A 17,624-nucleotide genomic window follows, 5' to 3' on the forward strand; every position below is an offset into this window, starting at 1 on the left:
CGCGACGACACCGCCGGTCACCACACCTCCCGCGCCCGGGAGGACTACTTCTCGTCGGTGGAGATGATCTTCCCGCCGAGGATCTGCTCGACCACCGCCGTGCCGACGAGCTGGGAGTCCTCCTCGGCGTCCTCGTCGTCGCGGCTGGGGGTGTCCTCCTCCACCGGGGCGGGCGGTGTCGGCTCGGACGGCGGGGCGGCCGCCGCGGCGGCGACCATCGCGCGGCGGCTGGGACGGGAGAGCTGCTCCTCGCCCGGGTCCTCGAGGGGTTCCTCGGGCGGGGGGACGTCGTCGTAGTAGGCGTTGCCGCCGCCGCTCGGCGCGGGAGCCGCGGTCCCGGGCGGGGGGCTGACCGGGTCCGGGGTCGCCCGGGCGACGGGCTGCGGCGCAGCCGGCTGGGCGGGGGCCTGCTGCGGGGCCGGACGCTGGGCGGGCTGGGCGGGGGCCTGCTGCTGACGGTTCGGCGTCGACCAGCCGCCGCGGGCCGGGCGGGCCTGACCGCGACCGCCACCGGACTCGCCACCGCCACCGGTGGCCCCGGCGGCCTGCACCCGGGCCTCGATCCCCGTCACCTGGATGAGGGCCTCGGCCACGAACCCGGCGTGGTTGCCGCTGCTGAAGGTCTGGGCCAGGCCGGGCGTCTTGAACTGCAGGACGAGGACGCCGTTGCGGTGGTCCTCGACCCGGGCGCTCTCCGAGACCAGCGCCCAGGTGACCCGCTTCATCGACTTCAGCTTGTCGAGGACGTCGGTCCACAACCGCCGGACCGTCTCGACCTCGCTGCCACCGCTCGGGGCGGCGTCGGCGACGGGGGCCTGCGCACCGGCGGGTTCCGGGGTCGGGGCCTCGGCGCGGGCCGGCGCCTCGCCGGGGGTCCGGGCGGCGGGCCACGCGTCCGCGGGCGGCCGCTCCTGAGCGGCAGGGCGTTCGCGCGCCGGTTCCACCGGGGCGGCGACGGGTTCGGGGCGGGCGGGTTCGGGACGGGCGGGTTCGGAGCGGGCGGGCTCGGGCGCGCGCACGGGTTCCGCGCGGACCGGTTCGGGGGCGCGCACGGGATCGGGTTCGCCCCGGGGGGCCGGCGCGGTCGCCACCGGGACCCCGGCGCTGAAGCGGCGTTCCATCCGGTCCATCCGCGCACCGATCCCGCCGTCGGCGTCGACCCCCGGCAGCAGCAGCCGCGCGCACAGGAGTTCCAGCTGCAGGCGGGGCGAGGTCGCCCCCGTCATCTGTTCCAGCCCGGCGGCGACGACGTCGGCCGCGCGGGAGAGTTCGGCCCGTCCGAGGTGGGAGGCCTGCGCCTTCAACCGCTCCAGGGCGTCCTCGGGCACGGCGAGCGCGTCGGCCGCGGAATCACCCACGGCCGCGACGATCACCAGGTCCCGCAGCCGTTGCAGCAGGTCGTCGGCGAAGCGACGGGGTTCCTGGCCGGTGTCGACGACCTTCTCGACGGCGCGGAACACCGTCGCGCCGTCGCCGGCGGCGATGGCCTCGACGACGTCGTCGAGCAACGAGGCGTGGGTGTAGCCCAGCAGGCTCACCGCGATGTCGTAGGTGACGCCGTCGTCCCCGGCCCCGGCGATGAGCTGGTCGAGCACCGACAGGGTGTCGCGCACGGATCCGCCGCCCGCGCGGACGACGAGCGGCAGCACGCCCTTGCCGATCTGGACGCCCTCGCGCTCGGCGAGTTCCCCCAGGTAGGGCGTCAACCGGCCCGGGGGGACGAGGCGGAAGGGGTAGTGGTGGGTGCGCGAGCGGATGGTCGTGAGGACCTTGTCCGGTTCCGTCGTCGCGAAGATGAACTTCACGTGCGGCGGGGGTTCCTCGACGGTCTTCAGCAGCGCGTTGAAGCCCGCCGCCGTGACCATGTGGGCCTCGTCGAGGATGTAGACCTTGAACCGGTCCCGGGCGGGGGCGAAGGAGACCCGTTCGCGCAGGTCGCGGGCGTCGTCCACCCCGTTGTGGCTGGCCGCGTCGATCTCGACGACGTCGATGCTGCCCGGCCCGCCGTTGGCGAGGTCCTGGCAGGAGTCGCAGGTGCCGCAGGGGGTCGCCGTGGGGCCCTGCGCGCAGTTCAGGCAGCGCGCCAGGATCCGCGCGCTCGTCGTCTTGCCGCACCCCCGCGGCCCCGAGAAGAGGTACGCGTGCGTGATCCGGCCCTTGCTCAACGCCTGCATCAGCGGAGCGGTGACGTGCTCCTGGCCGATGACCTGCTCGAACGTCTCGGGCCGGTAGCGGCGGTACAGCGCGGTCGTCACGGGGACGAGGCTAACCCGCGGCCCGGACACGGGGGACCGGTCCGGCGGAGGAGATGAGGGACCCCCCGCACACCCGCCAGGGCCCACCTACCCTTGCTGCCTTCCGGCCCTGGGGGGGTTCAGCGGGATGACGCCGCACGAGGGGTCTGCAGATCACTGTACGAGACGATCGCGACGGGGTCCAACCGCCCTCCGCCGCCCGCCCCGGTCGGAAGCACGGGTCACCGTCGGCTACGCTGGTGGCACTGGAGGATTCGCCTAGTGGCCTATGGCGCACGCTTGGAAAGCGTGTTGGGTTAACGCCCTCAGGGGTTCAAATCCCCTATCCTCCGCCGCACGAGGCCCGTTCCCGGACATCCGGGGGCGGGCCTTCGTCGTTCCCGGCCCGGCGTCCTCCCGGCGCAGCACCCGCCGGCGGGGCGCACCGATCCCGAGCGGTTCCCCGAGGTGGACGCTCCTTCACCCCTAGACTCCACCACCGTGATCTTCCACGCCGTGGGCGACGGCCGCCCGTACCCCGACCACGGCTACGAGACGACGAGCCAGTGGTCGAAGGTCCCGCCGCGCCAGGTGCGGTTGGAGGAGCTGACGACGACGAAGCGCACGCTCGACCTCGACGCGCTGCTGGCGGAGGATTCGACGTTCTTCGGCGACCTGTTCGCCCACGTGGTGTCCTGGCGGGGGCGGCTGTACCTGGAGGACGGGTTGCACCGGGCGGTGCGAGCGGCCCTGCACCAGCGGCAGGTGCTGCACGCACGGGTCCTGACGCTGCCGGACTAGGAACCACCCGGCTCGGGGGAGTGCGGGGCGATCGAGGGGGAACGGTGGCACGACGCTACGAGGACGAGCAGGACCGGGCGACGCAGGACGAGGGGGTGCTCCCCGAGGTCGAGGACGACCTCGACGAGGAGTCCTACCGGCGCCTCAGTGGACGGCGACGGGCCCGGCGGGTCCGCCAGCGCGCCGTCTTCGCGGTGGTGGTCCTGGTGGTGCTGGGCGCCGGTGGCGTCGCCGCGCTGATCTACACCGACCACTGGCAGCCCGGCTCGTCGGCGACGCCCACGAGCGCCGCCCCGAGCCCGACCTGCGTGCCGGCCTCGGCCCCGGCCCTGCTGCCCCCCGCCGAGGTGAGCGTCGACGTCCTGAACGGCACGTCGCGCCGCGGTCTGGCGGGCACGGTGGCGGGGGAGCTGCGCACCCGCGGTTTCGTCGTGGTGAACGTCGGCAACGCGCCGACGGCGACCGGCCCGGTGACGGCCGCGGTGACCTACCCGGCGACGTCGCTGGCGCAGGCCGTCACGGTGGGGGCCCGCTTCCCCGAGGCGAAGCTCGTGCCGGACCCGGCCGCGACCGTCATCACGGTGGCCCTGGGGGACGGGTACCAGAACCTCCTGGCCGAGGACGTGGTGGTCGCTCCAGCGCTCCCGGTGGACCCGGCCGCCGCCTGCTGAGCGGGGAGACGACGAAGGGCCCGGAACCAGTGGTTCCGGGCCCTTCGACGTGCTGCGGTGACGGTGGGATTTGAACCCACGGAAGAGTTACCCCTTCACACGCTTTCGAGGCGTGCTCCTTAGGCCGCTCGGACACATCACCTTGATCCTGCGTCACCAACCTTACACGGCTCCGGCGGTGCCCCGCTCAGCTCCGCCGGGCGGCGAAGAACCCGTCGAGCAGAGCCGCGCACTCCGTCCCGCGGACACCGCCCGCGACCTCCACGACGTGGTTGAGCCGGCGGTCGCGCACGACGTCGCGCAGGGACCCGGCGGCGCCGAACCGGGCGTCCCAGGCCCCGAGGACCAGCCGGTCGACCCGGGCCAGCACGGTCGCCCCCGCGCACATCACGCACGGTTCCAGCGTGACGACGAGGGTGCAGCCGGACAGCCGCCACTCCCCGCGGGTGCGGGCCGCCGCGCGCAGCGCGAGGACCTCCGCGTGGGCGGTGGGGTCACCGACGGCTTCCCGCTCGTTGCGCCCCACGCCGAGGACGGTCCCCGCCGCGTCGACGACGACCGCCCCGACCGGGACGTCACCGGTCTCCAGGCAGGCCCGGGCCTGCTCGAGGGCCAGGCCCATCCAGCGCGTCCACTCGGGGGGGACGGCGAGCCCGTTCAGCGCAGCGATTCCAGGACGTCGGCGAAACCGAGGAGCTCACCGATCTCCACGGTGGCTCCCGAGGGGTCGGCCCCGGAGGCGGCGATGCGGACGAGGACCTCCGCGGGGAGGCCGAGGTCGGCCAGCAGTTCGGGGTCGCCGGCCCAGACGTCCTCCGCCACCACGGGTTCGGACCGGGTGGCGGTGGGTTCGTCGTCCTCCTCCTCGCCGTCGTCGTCCCCGTCGGCGTCACCGTCGTCGTCGGCTGCCCCGTCGTCGCCGAGGACGGCCCGGGTGGCCGGTGGGAGTTCGGCGAAGAGCGGGGCGAAGGAGCTGTCGGCGGCCGCGACGGCGTCGGAGACGAACACCTTCGTGTCGACACCTCCGTCGGTGCGGACGAGCGCGAACCACTCGTCCTCGCGTTCGAGGACGGCGAGCACGGACGCGTCGTCGTCGTCGACGGCGCCGCGCAGGACGTCGCCGAGCTCGTCGGGGGATCCGGCTTCCAGGTCGATGTCGACGGAGCGCCAGTCTCGGTCGTCGCCGGAGCCTTCGGGAGAGAGCACTGCGGTGAAGTACGCCACGCCACCATCGTGGCAGGAGAGGGGCCGCAGCGACCAGCGGTCCCACGTCGTGGCTCCGACCCCTTACTTTCGACGTCATGCGCCTGTCCGTCATCGACCACCCGCTGGTGGCCCACAAACTCACCGCTCTGCGTGACGAGCGGACCGATTCCCCGACGTTCCGTCGCCTCGCCGACGAACTGGTCACCCTGCTGGCCTACGAGGCGACGCGGGACGTCGCCGTCGAACCGCACCCCATCACCACCCCGGTCACCACGACGACCGGTGTCCGGCTCCGCTCCCCGAAGCCGATCGTCGTCCCGATCCTGCGGGCCGGGCTCGGCATGCTCGACGGGATGGTCCGGTTGCTCCCCACCGCCGAGGTCGGGTTCCTGGGGATGATCCGCGACGAGACCACCCTGCAGGCCACGACGTACGCGAACCGGCTGCCCGACGACCTCTCGGGCCGGCAGGTGTTCGTGCTCGACCCGATGCTCGCGACCGGCGGAACGCTCGTGGCGGCCATCAACTTCCTGCTGGAACGCGGTGCCCGGGACGTGACCGCGTTGTGCCTGCTCGCCGCCCCGGAGGGGATCGAGGTGGTGCGGACCGCGTTCGACGACCACGCCCAGGTGAGCATCGTCACGGCCGCCGTCGACGAGCGCCTCGACGCGAACGGCTACATCGTCCCCGGGCTGGGGGACGCCGGCGACCGCCTCTACGGCGTCGTCTGAGAACCCCCGGAGCCCCGTGTCGTGGACGTCGCGGCGCGGGGCTTCGTGCTGCGCCCGGCTTTCCGGCAGGATGTCCCCCGTTCAGCACATTCGTGTACACGATCCGTGATCGAAAACAGGCGTTCGGGGGAACGCGGGAAGGAGCCGACCCGGTGAAGTGGCGTCGAGTTCTGTGGTGGGTAGTGGTGGTGTTCGCCCTCTATGCGGTCTACAAGGCGCCGGACCAGGCGGCGGACTTCGTCCGTTCCGTCGGCGAAGCGCTGAAGACCGTCGTGACCAGCATCCTGAACTTCTTCGACGGGTTGCTCAGCTGAACCGCTCGGGACGAGGCCAGAACCCGGAGCCTCGCGACGAGGCCCGGGAACTGGTGATGCTTTCCGGCACCCGACTGCGGAAAACCGGTCAGGACGGCACCTGGGAGGTCCTCGAGGTGGAGGACGACGATTCGCCGGCGGATTCCCTGGATTCCGTGGTGGAGCAGGACCCGCTCCCGCCGCTCGACGAGGAGCCCGGACCGGACCCGCTGTGGGAAAGGCCACCCCGTTCGGTGCGCCGCTACGTCCTCGGCACCGAGAAGCGTCTGGTGTGCCTGCGACGGCACCTGGTGGTGCTGGCGGAACCCGTGCTCACCTGCGTCCTCGCCCTGCTGGCCGTCCTGTGGCTGGTCCCGCGGGTCGATGACGTCCCTCACCTGCCGAACCTGCTGTTCCTGGCCTGGGTCGTGGTGCTGGGCCGGGCCTACTGGAAGTACCTGCAGTGGCGCGGGGACTGGTTCATCGCGACCGACAAACGGCTGTTGCTGACCTACGGGGTCATCAAGCGCCAGGTGGCGATGATGCCGCTGTCGAAGGTGACGGACATGAGCTACAACCGGACGATCCTGGGCCGGCTCCTGGGCTACGGCGAGCTCGTCATGGAATCCGCCGGCCAGGACCAGGCCCTGAGCGACGTCGACCGCCTGCCGATGCCCGACCAGGTGTACGTGCGCATCTGCGAGCAGTTGTTCGGTGAGGTCGGCGCGGCGGACGCGCCGCGACCCGTGGGGTCGAAGGTGTGGCGGATGGCGCGCCGGGCGTGGCCGGCCAGGTTCCGCTGACCGTTCCCCGGCTCGTTCCCGCGGGCCCGTCCAGCCGACCCCGGACACACGACAGGGGGCGGGGTCCGAAGACCCCGCCCCCTGTCGTTCGTGCAGGTGCGTCAGCTCACTGAGCGGCGCGGAACTGGTCGATGATCGTCGAGGAGATCGGGCCGCGCGGGGCGACGGCGATCCCCTGCGTGGCAGCCCACTCGCGCACGGCGCGGGCGTCGACGGCAGCCGTGGAGGGAGCGGACTTCTTCGCCGCCTTCTTGGCGGACTTCTTGGCCGGGGTCGCGGCGGCGGGCGCCGGGGTCTCGGCGACGGGCGCGGGGGTTTCCTCGACCGGAGCCGGGGCGGCCTTCTTCGCCGGAGCGGCCTTCTTGGCGGTGGCCTTCTTCGCCGGGGCGGCCTTCTTGGCCGGAGCAGCAGCAGCGGCCGGAGCAGCAGCCGGGGTGCCGGCCAGCGCGGCGGGAAGGTCTTCCCACGCCACGTTGGTGGCGGCCTTGGCCGTCGCCGGGTTCCACGAGACACCGTTCGCGTTCACCGTGAAGGTGCCGATCTTGCGACCGTTCCGCTTGACGGGGATCTCGAGGTCGACGGCACCGACGGGCAGTTCGGTGGCCACCTTCAGTGCAACGTCGTGACTTGCCATGCTGAGCTCCTGGGGGAAGTAGTTGATCAATGCTGAAGCAATGAAACCACAGTTCTGCGGTAGTTCGCGCATCGAAGGACGAATTCTCACGGAGTTCCCCGGGTTCACGGGGGAGTTGTCGGGGTTCACCTCCGCGGTGTTGTCCGTGAGCTCCTCGTGATGGGCGCGGGATCGAACCTCCCGGCCCGGGAGAGGAGGTTCCCGGGGTTCTCCGGGGTGTTGTGACGCCTCCGGTATCCACCCGTCCGAACCCGGTGTGAACGCGCCTGGTAACTGCCGCCGGAACCCGGCCGACAATGCCGCGGGCGAACTCCGGATCCCGGATCCGGGAGGAAGCGGGGGTGTCACCGGGAACCCGGAGGTCCGGGAAAGGTCGCGGGAACGCGGCCCCGGGGGAGTCGGGGAACGTCGCGCCGGGCGGGGAGGGGGAGCAGTGGCTGCGTCCTGCGGGTGGCCCGGCCGGTCCCGGACGGAGGGCGGACCCGTGACCGGGAGGAGGGCGGAAGAGCCCGGACATGGAGAAGGGCCCCGCGGAGGGGGCCCTGGGTGGAGCTGAGGTGTGCGCCCGAAGGGATTCGAACCCCTAACCTTCTGATCCGTAGTCAGATGCTCTATCCGTTGAGCTACGGGCGCCGGCAGCCCGCCGTGGCGCGCTGTCCTGGACTACTGTAGCGGGCTTCCGCCCTCGTCACCAATCGACTGCGGTGCAGCGCTTCCGAGCGCCGCCGCGGGGCGCCCCCGCTGCGCCGGCTGGGACGACGAAGGCCCCGGTCGCTCGTGGCGACCGGGGCCTTCGCTCCGGCGGAGGTGGCGGGATTTGAACCCGCGAGGGGGTTGTAGCCCCCAACCCGCTTAGCAGGCGGGCGCCATAGACCGGACTAGGCGACACCTCCAACGCACTGAAGGTTAGCAGGAGCACCGCCTGGGTAGCGTGCGAGCATCGGTGTCGATGAGCGACAACGCCGAGGAGCCCCGCCGGTCCACCCCACCCCCCGGGGACGGCCCACCCGCTGACCTGGGCGGACGCCCGCGGCGCCGAACGGTGGTGGCCGGTTCGGCCGCCGGGGCCGTCCTCCTCGCCGGTGGTGCCGGTGCCTGGTGGTGGTCTCGGTCCCGAACCGACCCTGCGGCCGGGGCGGAGGACGCCGCCCGGGCCGTCGCGACGGGGTGGACGCAGGGACGCTTCGGTGACCTCGACCTCGTCGCCGCGGCCGGGGCGACGCCGCCCGCCGACCTGGGCGCCGAGTACGCCCGACTCACCGGCACCCTCGCGAGCCCCCCACCGACGGTGACGGTGACCGGGGTCGACACCGGCCGTGCGGAGCAGGGCAGCGCGACGGCGACGCTGGCCGTCTCGTTCGACCTCGCGGCCGGCCACGGCGCGGCCGCGGGCAGCGTGCTGGCCTACTCGACCACCCTGCGCCTGGCCCGCAGTGGCGAGGGGGACGCGGCGAGGTGGCGCGGGATCTGGGAACCCGCGCTGGTGCACCCGGAACTCGCGTCCGGGGCCACGTTCGCGGTGGACCGGGAACTGCCCCCGCGCGCCGACGTCCTGGCCCGCGACGGTTCGCCCCTGGTGACCGAGACCCCGGTCGTCCGGGTCGGGGTGCAACCCTCGCGGACGAGCGACCCGGCGGCCACGGCGGCGGCCCTGGCCGCGGCCCTCGGGGTCGACGCGGCCGCTCTGACGACCCGCATCCAGCAGGCCGCCCCTGATGCGTTCGTCGACGTGATCACGTTGCGCCGCAGCGACTACGACGCCCAGAAGTCCGTCCTGCAGCCGTTGCCCGGCACGGTGTTCGCGGAGTCGACGCTGCCGCTGGCACCGTCGCGCGGGTTCGCGCGGGCGTTGCTGGGGAGCGTCGGGCAGGCGACCGCGGACACCATCGCCGCCGCCGGGGGTCGCTACGCGGCCGGCGACCTCGCCGGGTTGTCGGGGTTGCAGGCCACCTACGACGAACGCCTCGCGGGGCGGGCCGGCATCACCGTGCGCGCCGAGGGCGGAACCGACGCCCGCTCCAGCCAGCTCGTGCGGGTGGAACCCCTGCCCGGGCAGCCGGTGCGGACGAGCCTGGTGGCCACCGTCCAGCTGGCCTCCGACGCCGCGTTGGCGGCCAGCCCGGCCGACGCCGCCCTCGTCGCCGTCGACGTCGCGACCGGTGACGTCGTCGCCGCCTCGAACTTCCCCGTCGACGGCGGCGACCGCGCGCTGACCGGCCGGTTCCCCCCGGGGTCGACGTTCAAGGTGGTGACGACGCTGGCCCTGCTCGGCGACGGGTTGGACGTCGAGGAGAACGTGCCCTGCACCCCGACGTACACGGTCGAGGGCCGCACGTTCTCCAACTTCGAGGACGAGGCGTTCGGGGACGTCCCCTTCCGCACCGACTTCGCCAAGTCCTGCAACACCGCCTTCGCGAGCCTGAGCCCCCGGCTGGCCGACGATTCGCTGCCCACGGCGGCCGCCGAACTCGGGGTGGGGGCGCCGTGGTCGGCCGGGGTCGACGCGTTCGCCGGTTCCGTGCCGACCGCGAACTCCGCCGTGGACCTGGCCGCCGCGAGCTTCGGGCAGGGCCGGACGCTGGTCAGTCCGCTGGCGATGGCGGTGGCCGCGGCCTCCGTGGCGGCCGGGCAGCTGCGCGTTCCCACCGTCGTCCTCGACCCGGCCCCCGCCGCCCCGTCCGCGCCCGCCACCGCGGCCGACCCGGCCCTGCTGGGCAGCGTCGCCGACCTCATGCGCGACGTCGTGACCGCCGGGACGGCGACCGTCCTGGCGGGGGTCCCCGGCGAACCGGTGCACGCCAAGACGGGGACCGCGGAGTACGGAACGGCCCGACCACCCGCGACGCACGCCTGGACCATCGGTTTCCAGGGACAGCTGGCCTTCGCGGTGTTCGTCACCGACGGGTCCAGCGGAGGGGTCGTGGCGGCACCGATCGCGGCCGACTTCCTGCGCCGCCTCGACGCCGCCGGGGGCCTGTGACGGGTCGCGGGAGAGCCTTCCTGTGCAGGTCCGGTGAGGACCCGGGACTCCCCGGACCGGGTTCGCCACGAAATCTCCCTCCAAACCCTCCGAAGGAATTGCCAAGGGCCCCCGGATGGGGTGAGGATGCTGCAGTACGCCCTGTGGGCTACGTGCGGCCCGGCTCATCCCCCCCGAGCCGGACCGTGGACGGCCCCCGCTCCCCCCCAGCGGGGGCCGTCTCCTCATCTCCCGGCGTAGCCACCCGTACCGCGTGACGTCACCGCGGTCTCCACAGGCCCCGGCAGGGCCCCTCCGTCCACAGCCCACCCTCCCGCGGCGCCGGGTCGCTGCCCGGCACCCGCACGGTGGTCCCCCGACCACCGTGAGGAGCGACCCGTGCCCGTCCCCGGCCCCCGCAGCCGTCCCCGAACCCCCGGACCCGTCCCGCGACCGACCGCCTCCCGAACCGGTCCCGTCCTGCTCCTCACCGACGACGACGAGCTCGCCGCCGCCGTCGTCAGGTTGGCGGCCGCGGCTGGGTGCGTCCTCCGGCGCACCTGTGCACCGTCGGAGGAACCGGCCCTCGTGCTCGCCGACGCGGGCACCGACCCCGCGGAACTCGACGCGTTGCGACGGCCCGGCCTCGCCGTGGTCGTCGTGGGCAGCGCCCCCGTCGGGCCCGCCTGGTGGCAGAGCGCGGCCGGGGTGGACGCCGACCACGCCGTCCTGCTCCCCGAGGCCGAGAACCGGCTGCTGGAACTCCTCACCGACGCGGCCACCGGACCCGGCGGGTCCGGCACCCTGCTCGCGGTCGTCGGCGGTGTCGGCGGTGCGGGGGCCAGCGTCCTCGCCGCCGGACTGGCCCGGGCGCTCGCGGACACCCTGGGCGGCTGCCTCCTCGTCGACGCCGACCCCCGCTCCGGCGGCCTGGACCTGCTGCTCGGCGCGGACGCGCTGCCCGGGCTGCGCTGGGGCGACCTGGCCGGCGTCGACGGGCGCATCAGCCCCGACGTGCTGCGCGCCAGCGTTCGCCTCGGGGCCGGGCTGCAGGTCCTGGCGACCGACCGCCGCGGAGGCCGGGGACCCGCCCCGGACCAGCTGTGGGCCGTCGTCGAGGCCTCCCGCCGGGCGTTCGCGGCGACCGTCCTCGACCTGCCCCGAGCGGGGTTGGACGGGCTGGGACCGGTGCTGGGGGCGTGCGCGGAAGTGCTCGTCGTCGTCCCGGGGACGACCCGGGCCGCGGCGGCGGCCTGCGTCGTCGTCGACGAGCTGCGGGCCGCGACGACCGCCCCGGTGCGGTTGGTGGTGCGCGACGTCGGGACGGGGACGGACGCCGAGGACGTGGCCGACGCCGCCGGGGCACCGCTGGCCGGGGTGGTCCGCCCCGACCGCGACCTCGACGTCGGCCTGGAGCGGGGGGAGGGCGTTCCCGGCGGCCGCCGCAGCGGACTGCGCAGCTTCGCCCTGGCCTGCGCCCGCGACTGGGTCCAGAGCTCGTGAGACTGCCCGAGGAGGAGTTCTTCCACCTCGTCCAACGGGTCCGGGACCGCATGGCGCGCAACGGGTCGACCCCCGATCCGCCGACGGTCGCCGCCGCCGCGCGGGCCGAGGGGGTCGTGCTCGCGGCGCCCGACCTGCTGCGGTTGCTGGACGGGGTCGGGGCCGCGGTGCGCGGTGCCGGGCGGTTGCAGCCGCTGCTGGAGCTCGACGGGGTCACCGACGTGCTGGTCAACGGCGGTGGGGCGGCCTGGATCGACGACGGGGACGGTCTGCGCCGCGCCGACGTCACCCTGGACGGTGAGGGGGAGGTCCGCACCCTGGCCGTCCGGCTCGCCGCCGGCGCCGGACGACGCCTCGACGAGGCGAGCCCCTTCGTCGACGCCCGGTTGCCCGACGGGACCCGGCTGCACGCGGTGCTGCCGCCGCTCTCCCCCGACGGGACGCACCTCAGCCTGCGGGTACCGGCCGTGCGACGTTTCGGCCTCCCCGAACTCCTCGCCCGCGCAGCGGTCCCGGCCGGGTGGGCGCCGGTCCTGCGCGCCGTCGTCGCGCGCCGGACGTCGTTCCTCGTCAGCGGCGGGACGGGCAGCGGCAAGACGACGCTGCTGCAGGCCCTGCTGGGTCTCGTCGGCAGCGACGAACGGATCGTGCTCGTCGAGGACTCCGGCGAACTGCGCCCCGACCACCCCCACGTCGTCCGTCTCGAGGCCCGGCACGGCAACGTCGAGGGCCGTGGCGCCGTCGGCCTCGACGTCCTCGTGCGGCAGGCCCTGCGGATGCGCCCGGACCGCCTGGTGGTGGGGGAGTGCCGCGGCGCGGAGGTCCGCGACCTGCTCGCCGCCCTGAACACCGGGCACGCCGGTGGGGCCGGGACCGTGCACGCCAACACCGCCGCCGACGTCCCCGCGCGCCTGCACGCGCTGGCCTCGACGGCCGGGCTGACCCCCGGGGCGGTCGACGCCCAGGTGCTGGCGGGGATCGACGTCGTGCTGCACGTGGCCCGCCGAGCGGGGGCCCGCGGGCTCGTGGAGGTCGGCGTGGTCGCCGCCGAGGGCGGACGGGCGGTCGTGGTCCCGGCGCTGGTGGCCGGGCGGGAGGAGCCGGGTCCGGGCTGGGAGCGCCTCGCCGGGCTGCTCGACCTCCCCGGAGAGGTGCGGGGGTGAGCGGGCTCCTCGTCGGCGGGCTGCTCGGGGCCGCGGTCCTGGTGGCACCCGGACGGCGGGCCCCGCGCTCCCCCGACGTCCGCAGCCCGCGACCACGGCGGGCGGACCGCCCCGAGGCGGGTGACGAGGCCCTCCTCGGAGCCCGGCAGGCCGAGCGGGCCGCCGCCCTGCTGCGGGCCGGGATCGCCCCCGCCCTGGTCTGGGAGCACGCGGGGGGAGGTGTCGAGGGGCCGGCGGAGGCCTCCCCGGTCGCGGTGCGCGCCGTCTGGCGACTCGTCACGGCGACCGGTGCCCCGGCCGCCGACGCGCTCGAGGCCGCCGCCGAGGGGTTGCGGGCCGACGCCGCCGCCCGGGCCGCGGTCCGCACGGCGCTGGCGGGGGCCCGGGTGAGCGCACGGACGGTCTCGGCCCTGCCCCTGCTCGGCCTCGCGCTCGGTGCCGCCCTCGGCGCACCCCCGTGGGAGGCCCTCGGCTCCGGACCGGGGCGGCTGGCCGGCGCCGTCGGCGGGGTCCTGCTCGTGCTCGGCTGGTCCTGGAGCGCCCGGCTGGTGGCGTCCGCCGAACGAGCGGCCCGGTGAGCGGTCTGCTGGTGGGGCTCGTCCTCGGGGCCGCGGTCCTGGTCGCCACGGGCGGGGGCCACCCCCGACCCCGGCTTCCCCGGGGCCGGCTGCGGGCCCTCCGTGGCCGCCTGGCCCGGGCGCCCGGGGTGCGTCGGGGGAGCGTCGAACCGGCCGACGTCCCCCTCGTCCTCGACCTCGTCGCCGCCGCCGTGCGGGCCGGCCTGCCCCCGGGGCGGGCGCTGGAGGCGACGCTCGACGCGCTCTCGGTCGCCGGGGTGCCCGAGGACCCGGCCCTGCGCCGGGTCGCGGTGCAGTTGTCCTGGGGTTCTGCGCCCGAGGAGGCCTGGAACTCCCTGACCGCGCAGACCGCCCGGTGGGACGAACTGGCCGAGGCGTTGCTGCTCTCCACCCGTACGGGTGCGCCCGCGGCCTCGCTGCTCGCGTCGGCGGCGTCCTCGGCCCGGGCCACCCGACGGTGGAACGCCGAGGCCGCCGCGGCCAGGTTGTCCGCGTTCCTCGTGCTGCCGCTGGGGTTGTGCACCCTGCCGGCGTTCCTCCTCCTCGGGGTGGTCCCCGTCGTGCTGACCCTCGCCGGGCAGGTCCTCGGGACGGGTTCGTGACGCCGCGGTCTCCACAGGGCCGGACGGTGGCGGCTCTGTCCACAGGTGCCTGGCGCACAGCGGAAACCTCCGTCCTCCGGGTCGAGAGTGGTTGCGGGCCGGGGGATCCGGCGCGGAACCAGAGGAGGTCGAGTTGAACCAGGACGTCGAGGAACCGGTGGAGGAGATTCCAGGCGATGCGGGCATGGCGACGGCGGAGTACGCGATGGCGACGCTGGCGGCGTGCGGTTTCGCCGCGCTGCTCATCGCGATCCTGCGCAGCGACGAGGTGCGCGGGATGCTGCTGGGCATCGTCCGGCAGGGTTTGAGCCTGGGATGAGGGGAGCAGGACGGGACACCGGTTCGGTCACCTCCGAGTTCGCGCTGGCGCTGCCGGCGGTGCTCGTCCTGCTGGCCCTGGCCCTCGGTGCGGTCCGTGTCGTGCTCACCCAGGTGCAGTGCGTCGACGCGGCCCGCGCCGGGGCCCGGGTGGCCGCCCGCGGGGAGGACCCGGACGTCGTCCGCGCCGCCGCCGCGGCCCTCGCCCCGGACGGCGCCGGCGTCTCGGTCACCCGTTCCCCCGGTCACGTCGTCGTCGAGGTGAGCTCCGCCGCGCGTCTGGTCGGGCCGCTCGGCGGTTCGGTGCCGGCCCGGGCGAGCGCGACCGCGGCGGTGGAGGGGTGAGACGCGACGAGGGGAGCGGGAGCGTCCTCGTGCTGGGGATCTGCTCGGCGCTGATCTCGCTGCTCCTGCTGGTGCTCGCGCTCTGCGGCGCGGTGCTGGCCCGGCACCGGGCCGAGGCCGCCGCCGACCTCGCGGCGCTCGCGGGCGCCGACGTGGTCGTGGGTCGGGCCGCGGGTGACCCGTGCGCCCGGGCCCGGCAGGTGCTGCTCGCGCAGGGCGCGGCCCCGGCGGGGTGCGTCGTGGCGGGCGACGGTTCGGTGCTCGTGGGTGCGAGCGTCCGGCCGTCGGGTCTCGCCGGCGTCCTCGGTCCGGCCCGGGCCCGGGCCCGCGCGGGTCAGGCGACCGAGACCGCCCCGGGGACGGACCCGAGGGCGTCGTGGTGAGCCACGAGCGCGGCGACGAGCACGTCGAGCACGGCGACGGCGCCCGCCTTGTCGAGGGGTTCGTTGCCGTTGCCGCACTTGGGCGACTGCACGCAGCCGGGGCACCCCTGCGCGCAGCGGCAGGAGGCCACGGCGTCGCGGGTGGCGGTCAGCCATTCCTCGACGCGGGCGTGGCCGCGGTCGGCGAAACCCGCCCCGCCGGGGACGGCGTCGTGCACGAAGACGGTGGGCAGGCCGGTGTCGGCGTGCAGCGCGGTGGAGAGTCCACCGAGGTCCCAGCGGTCGCAGGTCGCCAGCAGCGGCAGCATCCCGATCGAGGCGTGCTCGGCGGCGTGCAGCGCACCGGGCAGGCGCAGGACGTCTCCGAGGACCCCCTCGGCGACGTCCTCGTCGAGGGTCCACCAGACGGCCCGGGTCCGCAGCCGGCGCTCCGGGAGTTCCAGCGGACGTTCGCCGATGACGGTCCCGGAGCCGACGAGCCGGCGCAGGAAACCCGTGACCTGGCTGGACACCTCGACCACCCCGGAGGAGATCGTGACCGGCCCGGCGCGGTGGGTCCCGTCGACGGCGAGGACCCGGACGTCGGAACTCGACCGGGCGTGGGTGGTGTACCCGGGTTCGGGTTCCGGGTGCACGGTCGCGAGGCCGTCCTCGAGGTCGAGGTGGTCGACGACGTAGGTCCGTCCCTGGTGCACGTGGACGGCGCCGTCGTGGACCTGGGAATCGGCCGAACTCGCCTCGATCGTGCCGAGGACCCGACCGGTGCGTTCCTCGACGATGCGCACGCTGCCACCCGCCCCGCGCAGGTCGGTGAGGTCGCAGGCGCGGTCGCGCCGGGTCCAGTACCAGCCGTTCACCCTGCGCCGCAACAGACCTCGTCGCACCAGCAGGTCGACGACGTCGCGGGCGACGGGGGAGAAGAGTTCCAGGTCGGCCTCGGTCAACGGCAGTTCCTGGGCCGCCGCGGCCAGGTGGGGGGCCAGGACGTAGGCGTTGTCGGGGTCGAGCACCGTCGCCTCGACGCCGACGCCGAACAACGCCTCCGGGTGGTGCGCGAGGTAGGTGTCCAGGGGGTCGTCCCGGCAGACGAGGACCCCGAGCGCGGGGTTCCCCCGACGTCCCGCACGCCCGATCTGCTGCCAGAACGAGGCCCGCGTGCCCGGCCACCCGGCGACGAGGACGGCGTCGAGGCCGGCGACGTCGACGCCGAGTTCGAGGGCGTTGGTGGTCGCCATGCCGACGACCCGTCCGGAACGCAGACCCTCCTCCAGCACCCGGCGGTCCTCGGGGAGGTAGCCGCCGCGGTAGGCGAGAACCCGCTCGCCCAGCGACGGGTCGACCTCGGCGAGGCGACGCCGGGCCCCCGCCGCGACGGACTCCGCCCCGGCCCGGCTGCGGACGAAGGCCAGCGTCCGGACCCCGTCGGCGACGAGGTCGCCCAGCAGGTCGGAGGTCTCGGCCGTCGCGGTCCGGCGCGACGGCTCGGCGGGCTTCGACCCGTCGGGGCCCGCGGGTGCGGCGCGCAGGGGTGGCTCCCACAGCGCGACCGAGACCGGCGGCCGGGCGGAGGTGTCCTCGGCCACGACGTGGACGTCGACCCCGGTGAGCCGACGGGCCGTCGTGGCCGGTTCGGAGACCGTGGCCGAGGCCAGCACGAAGACCGGTTCGCTGCCGTAGCGCGCCGCGATCCGACGCAGCCGACGCAGCACCGCGGCCGCGTGCCCGCCGAAGACCCCGCGGTAGGTGTGCAGCTCGTCGACGACGACGAAGCGCAACCTGCGCAGGAAGCTCGCCCAGTGCTCGTGCCCGGGCAGCACCGAACGGTGCAGCATGTCGACGTTGGTCAGGACCACCCCCGCGTGCTCGCGGATCCAGCGGCGCACCTCCGGCGGGGTGTCGCCGTCGTAGGTGCTGGTGATCGGCGCGTCCAGGCCGAGGGCGCGCAACCTCGCGTCCTGGTCGGCGGCCAACGCCTTGGTGGGCGAGAGGTAGAGCGCGGTGGCGCCCTTGCCGTTGGGGGCGGCGGCCGCGGTGGCGCGCAGCGAGGTCAGCACCGGCAGCTGGAAGGCGAGCGACTTCCCCGACGCCGTCCCCGCCGAGATCACGGTCGAGCGCCCGGCCCAGACGGCGTCGGCCGCCTCGACCTGGTGGCGCCAGGGCAACCCCCCGGTTCCGCGTTCGAGGGCCGCCACGACCTCCGGGTCGGCCCACCCGGGCCACGGCAGCCGCTCCCCGGCGCGCCCGGGGAGGTTCTCGACGTGGCGGACGCGGTCGCTGCGGACACCGGCGTCGAGCAGGTGCTGCCAGCGGGATTCCACGCCGCCAGTGTCCCCCCGATCGGCCCGGTTCCAGGGCGAGGCACCCCCGGGGGGACGACGTGGCCGAAGTTGGACAAGCTGC

At 75.0% G+C, this 17,624-nt stretch carries 18 protein-coding genes, 4 tRNA genes and 1 other RNA gene; 14 read left to right on the forward strand and 9 right to left on the reverse strand.

Going from position 1 to position 17,624, the window contains the following annotated elements:
* Positions 1-44 precede the first annotated feature (44 nt).
* Positions 45-2,255 carry a DNA polymerase III subunit gamma and tau gene (locus tag ACFQ46_RS05670; RefSeq protein WP_380258020.1) on the reverse strand — a complete coding sequence of 737 codons (2,211 nt, stop codon included), beginning with the start codon at positions 2,253-2,255 and terminating at the stop codon, positions 45-47.
* A 53-nt stretch (positions 2,256-2,308) separates the two neighbouring features.
* Positions 2,309-2,405, reverse strand: an RNA gene (ffs, locus tag ACFQ46_RS05675) — signal recognition particle sRNA small type.
* A gap of 97 nt (positions 2,406-2,502) precedes the next feature.
* Here ffs and ACFQ46_RS05680 point away from each other — a divergent pair.
* The 3 genes from ACFQ46_RS05680 (at position 2,503) to ACFQ46_RS05690 (ending at position 3,706) form a co-directional block, all read left to right on the forward strand.
* Positions 2,503-2,587 (forward strand) — tRNA-Ser (locus ACFQ46_RS05680).
* A gap of 148 nt (positions 2,588-2,735) precedes the next feature.
* The gene (locus ACFQ46_RS05685) at positions 2,736-3,035 is read left to right on the forward strand and encodes a type II toxin-antitoxin system VapB family antitoxin (RefSeq protein WP_328294428.1); all 300 of its coding nucleotides are present in this window, start codon (positions 2,736-2,738) and stop codon (positions 3,033-3,035) included.
* Between the two features lie 44 nt (positions 3,036-3,079).
* Positions 3,080-3,706 (forward strand): LytR C-terminal domain-containing protein, encoded by a 627-nt coding sequence (locus tag ACFQ46_RS05690; protein WP_380258023.1) that lies wholly within the window; start codon positions 3,080-3,082, stop codon positions 3,704-3,706.
* Positions 3,707-3,761: 55 nt separating this feature from the next.
* On the opposite strand, the gene ACFQ46_RS05695 is transcribed toward ACFQ46_RS05690, so the two are convergent.
* The 3 genes from ACFQ46_RS05695 to ACFQ46_RS05705 form a co-directional block, all read right to left on the reverse strand.
* Positions 3,762-3,848, reverse strand: a tRNA-Ser gene (locus ACFQ46_RS05695).
* A 45-nt stretch (positions 3,849-3,893) separates the two neighbouring features.
* Positions 3,894-4,367 (reverse strand): nucleoside deaminase, encoded by a 474-nt coding sequence (locus tag ACFQ46_RS05700; RefSeq protein ID WP_380258445.1) that lies wholly within the window; start codon positions 4,365-4,367, stop codon positions 3,894-3,896.
* The gene (locus ACFQ46_RS05705) at positions 4,364-4,930 is read right to left on the reverse strand and encodes a hypothetical protein (RefSeq protein WP_380258025.1); all 567 of its coding nucleotides are present in this window, start codon (positions 4,928-4,930) and stop codon (positions 4,364-4,366) included. Before ACFQ46_RS05705 ends, ACFQ46_RS05700 begins: the two co-directional genes overlap by 4 nt.
* A gap of 77 nt (positions 4,931-5,007) precedes the next feature.
* Here ACFQ46_RS05705 and upp point away from each other — a divergent pair, with 77 nt between their 5' ends.
* The 3 genes from upp to ACFQ46_RS05720 all read left to right on the forward strand — a co-directional run bounded on the left by upp (position 5,008) and on the right by ACFQ46_RS05720 (position 6,739).
* Positions 5,008-5,643, forward strand: coding sequence for a uracil phosphoribosyltransferase (gene upp, locus ACFQ46_RS05710; RefSeq protein ID WP_328294431.1), 636 nt, complete (start codon positions 5,008-5,010; stop codon positions 5,641-5,643).
* A gap of 185 nt (positions 5,644-5,828) precedes the next feature.
* Positions 5,829-5,957: a hypothetical protein gene (locus ACFQ46_RS05715; RefSeq protein WP_380258027.1), complete on the forward strand. Its 129-nt coding sequence runs from the start codon at positions 5,829-5,831 to the stop codon at positions 5,955-5,957.
* A 56-nt stretch (positions 5,958-6,013) separates the two neighbouring features.
* The gene (locus tag ACFQ46_RS05720; RefSeq protein ID WP_380258030.1) at positions 6,014-6,739 is read left to right on the forward strand and encodes a PH domain-containing protein; all 726 of its coding nucleotides are present in this window, start codon (positions 6,014-6,016) and stop codon (positions 6,737-6,739) included.
* Between the two features lie 106 nt (positions 6,740-6,845).
* Here ACFQ46_RS05720 and ACFQ46_RS05725 read toward each other — a convergent pair whose 3' ends face one another.
* The 3 genes from ACFQ46_RS05725 to ACFQ46_RS05735 form a co-directional block, all read right to left on the reverse strand.
* Positions 6,846-7,373, reverse strand: coding sequence for a histone-like nucleoid-structuring protein Lsr2 (locus ACFQ46_RS05725; protein ID WP_380258032.1), 528 nt, complete (start codon positions 7,371-7,373; stop codon positions 6,846-6,848).
* 560 nt (positions 7,374-7,933) lie between these two features.
* Positions 7,934-8,006, reverse strand: a tRNA-Arg gene (locus ACFQ46_RS05730).
* Between the two features lie 169 nt (positions 8,007-8,175).
* A tRNA-Ser gene (locus ACFQ46_RS05735) sits at positions 8,176-8,266 on the reverse strand.
* 56 nt (positions 8,267-8,322) lie between these two features.
* Here ACFQ46_RS05735 and ACFQ46_RS05740 point away from each other — a divergent pair.
* The 8 genes from ACFQ46_RS05740 to ACFQ46_RS05775 all read left to right on the forward strand — a co-directional run bounded on the left by ACFQ46_RS05740 (position 8,323) and on the right by ACFQ46_RS05775 (position 15,224).
* Positions 8,323-10,353, forward strand: a complete 2,031-nt coding sequence (locus ACFQ46_RS05740) for a penicillin-binding transpeptidase domain-containing protein (protein ID WP_380258034.1) — start codon at positions 8,323-8,325, stop codon at positions 10,351-10,353.
* Positions 10,354-10,731: 378 nt separating this feature from the next.
* A complete protein-coding gene (gene ssd / locus ACFQ46_RS05745; RefSeq protein WP_380258036.1) occupies positions 10,732-11,835 on the forward strand; it encodes a septum site-determining protein Ssd in 1,104 nt (367 codons plus the stop codon).
* A complete protein-coding gene (locus ACFQ46_RS05750) occupies positions 11,832-12,998 on the forward strand; it encodes a TadA family conjugal transfer-associated ATPase (protein ID WP_380258038.1) in 1,167 nt (388 codons plus the stop codon). The genes ssd and ACFQ46_RS05750 overlap by 4 nt, the downstream gene beginning before the upstream one ends.
* Entirely contained in the window at positions 12,995-13,576 is a 582-nt protein-coding gene (locus ACFQ46_RS05755) for a type II secretion protein F (protein WP_380258041.1), read from the forward strand. Before ACFQ46_RS05750 ends, ACFQ46_RS05755 begins: the two co-directional genes overlap by 4 nt.
* Positions 13,573-14,178 carry a type II secretion system F family protein gene (locus tag ACFQ46_RS05760; protein WP_380258043.1) on the forward strand — a complete coding sequence of 202 codons (606 nt, stop codon included), beginning with the start codon at positions 13,573-13,575 and terminating at the stop codon, positions 14,176-14,178. Before ACFQ46_RS05755 ends, ACFQ46_RS05760 begins: the two co-directional genes overlap by 4 nt.
* Positions 14,179-14,311: 133 nt before the next feature.
* Positions 14,312-14,497, forward strand: a complete 186-nt coding sequence (locus ACFQ46_RS05765; RefSeq protein ID WP_380258045.1) for a DUF4244 domain-containing protein — start codon at positions 14,312-14,314, stop codon at positions 14,495-14,497.
* Positions 14,494-14,841 carry a TadE family type IV pilus minor pilin gene (locus ACFQ46_RS05770; RefSeq protein WP_328294441.1) on the forward strand — a complete coding sequence of 116 codons (348 nt, stop codon included), beginning with the start codon at positions 14,494-14,496 and terminating at the stop codon, positions 14,839-14,841. Before ACFQ46_RS05765 ends, ACFQ46_RS05770 begins: the two co-directional genes overlap by 4 nt.
* Positions 14,838-15,224 carry an Rv3654c family TadE-like protein gene (locus tag ACFQ46_RS05775; protein WP_380258048.1) on the forward strand — a complete coding sequence of 129 codons (387 nt, stop codon included), beginning with the start codon at positions 14,838-14,840 and terminating at the stop codon, positions 15,222-15,224. The genes ACFQ46_RS05770 and ACFQ46_RS05775 overlap by 4 nt, the downstream gene beginning before the upstream one ends.
* Here the strand turns inward: ACFQ46_RS05775 and ACFQ46_RS05780 are convergent.
* Positions 15,176-17,542, reverse strand: coding sequence for a DEAD/DEAH box helicase (locus ACFQ46_RS05780; protein WP_380258051.1), 2,367 nt, complete (start codon positions 17,540-17,542; stop codon positions 15,176-15,178). The two genes, ACFQ46_RS05775 and ACFQ46_RS05780, sit on opposite strands and share 49 nt — an antisense overlap.
* Between the last annotated feature and the right edge of the window lie 82 nt (positions 17,543-17,624).

Source organism: Kineococcus sp. GCM10028916, assembly GCF_042674865.1.
Classification (GTDB): Bacteria; Actinomycetota; Actinomycetes; order Actinomycetales; family Kineococcaceae; genus Kineococcus.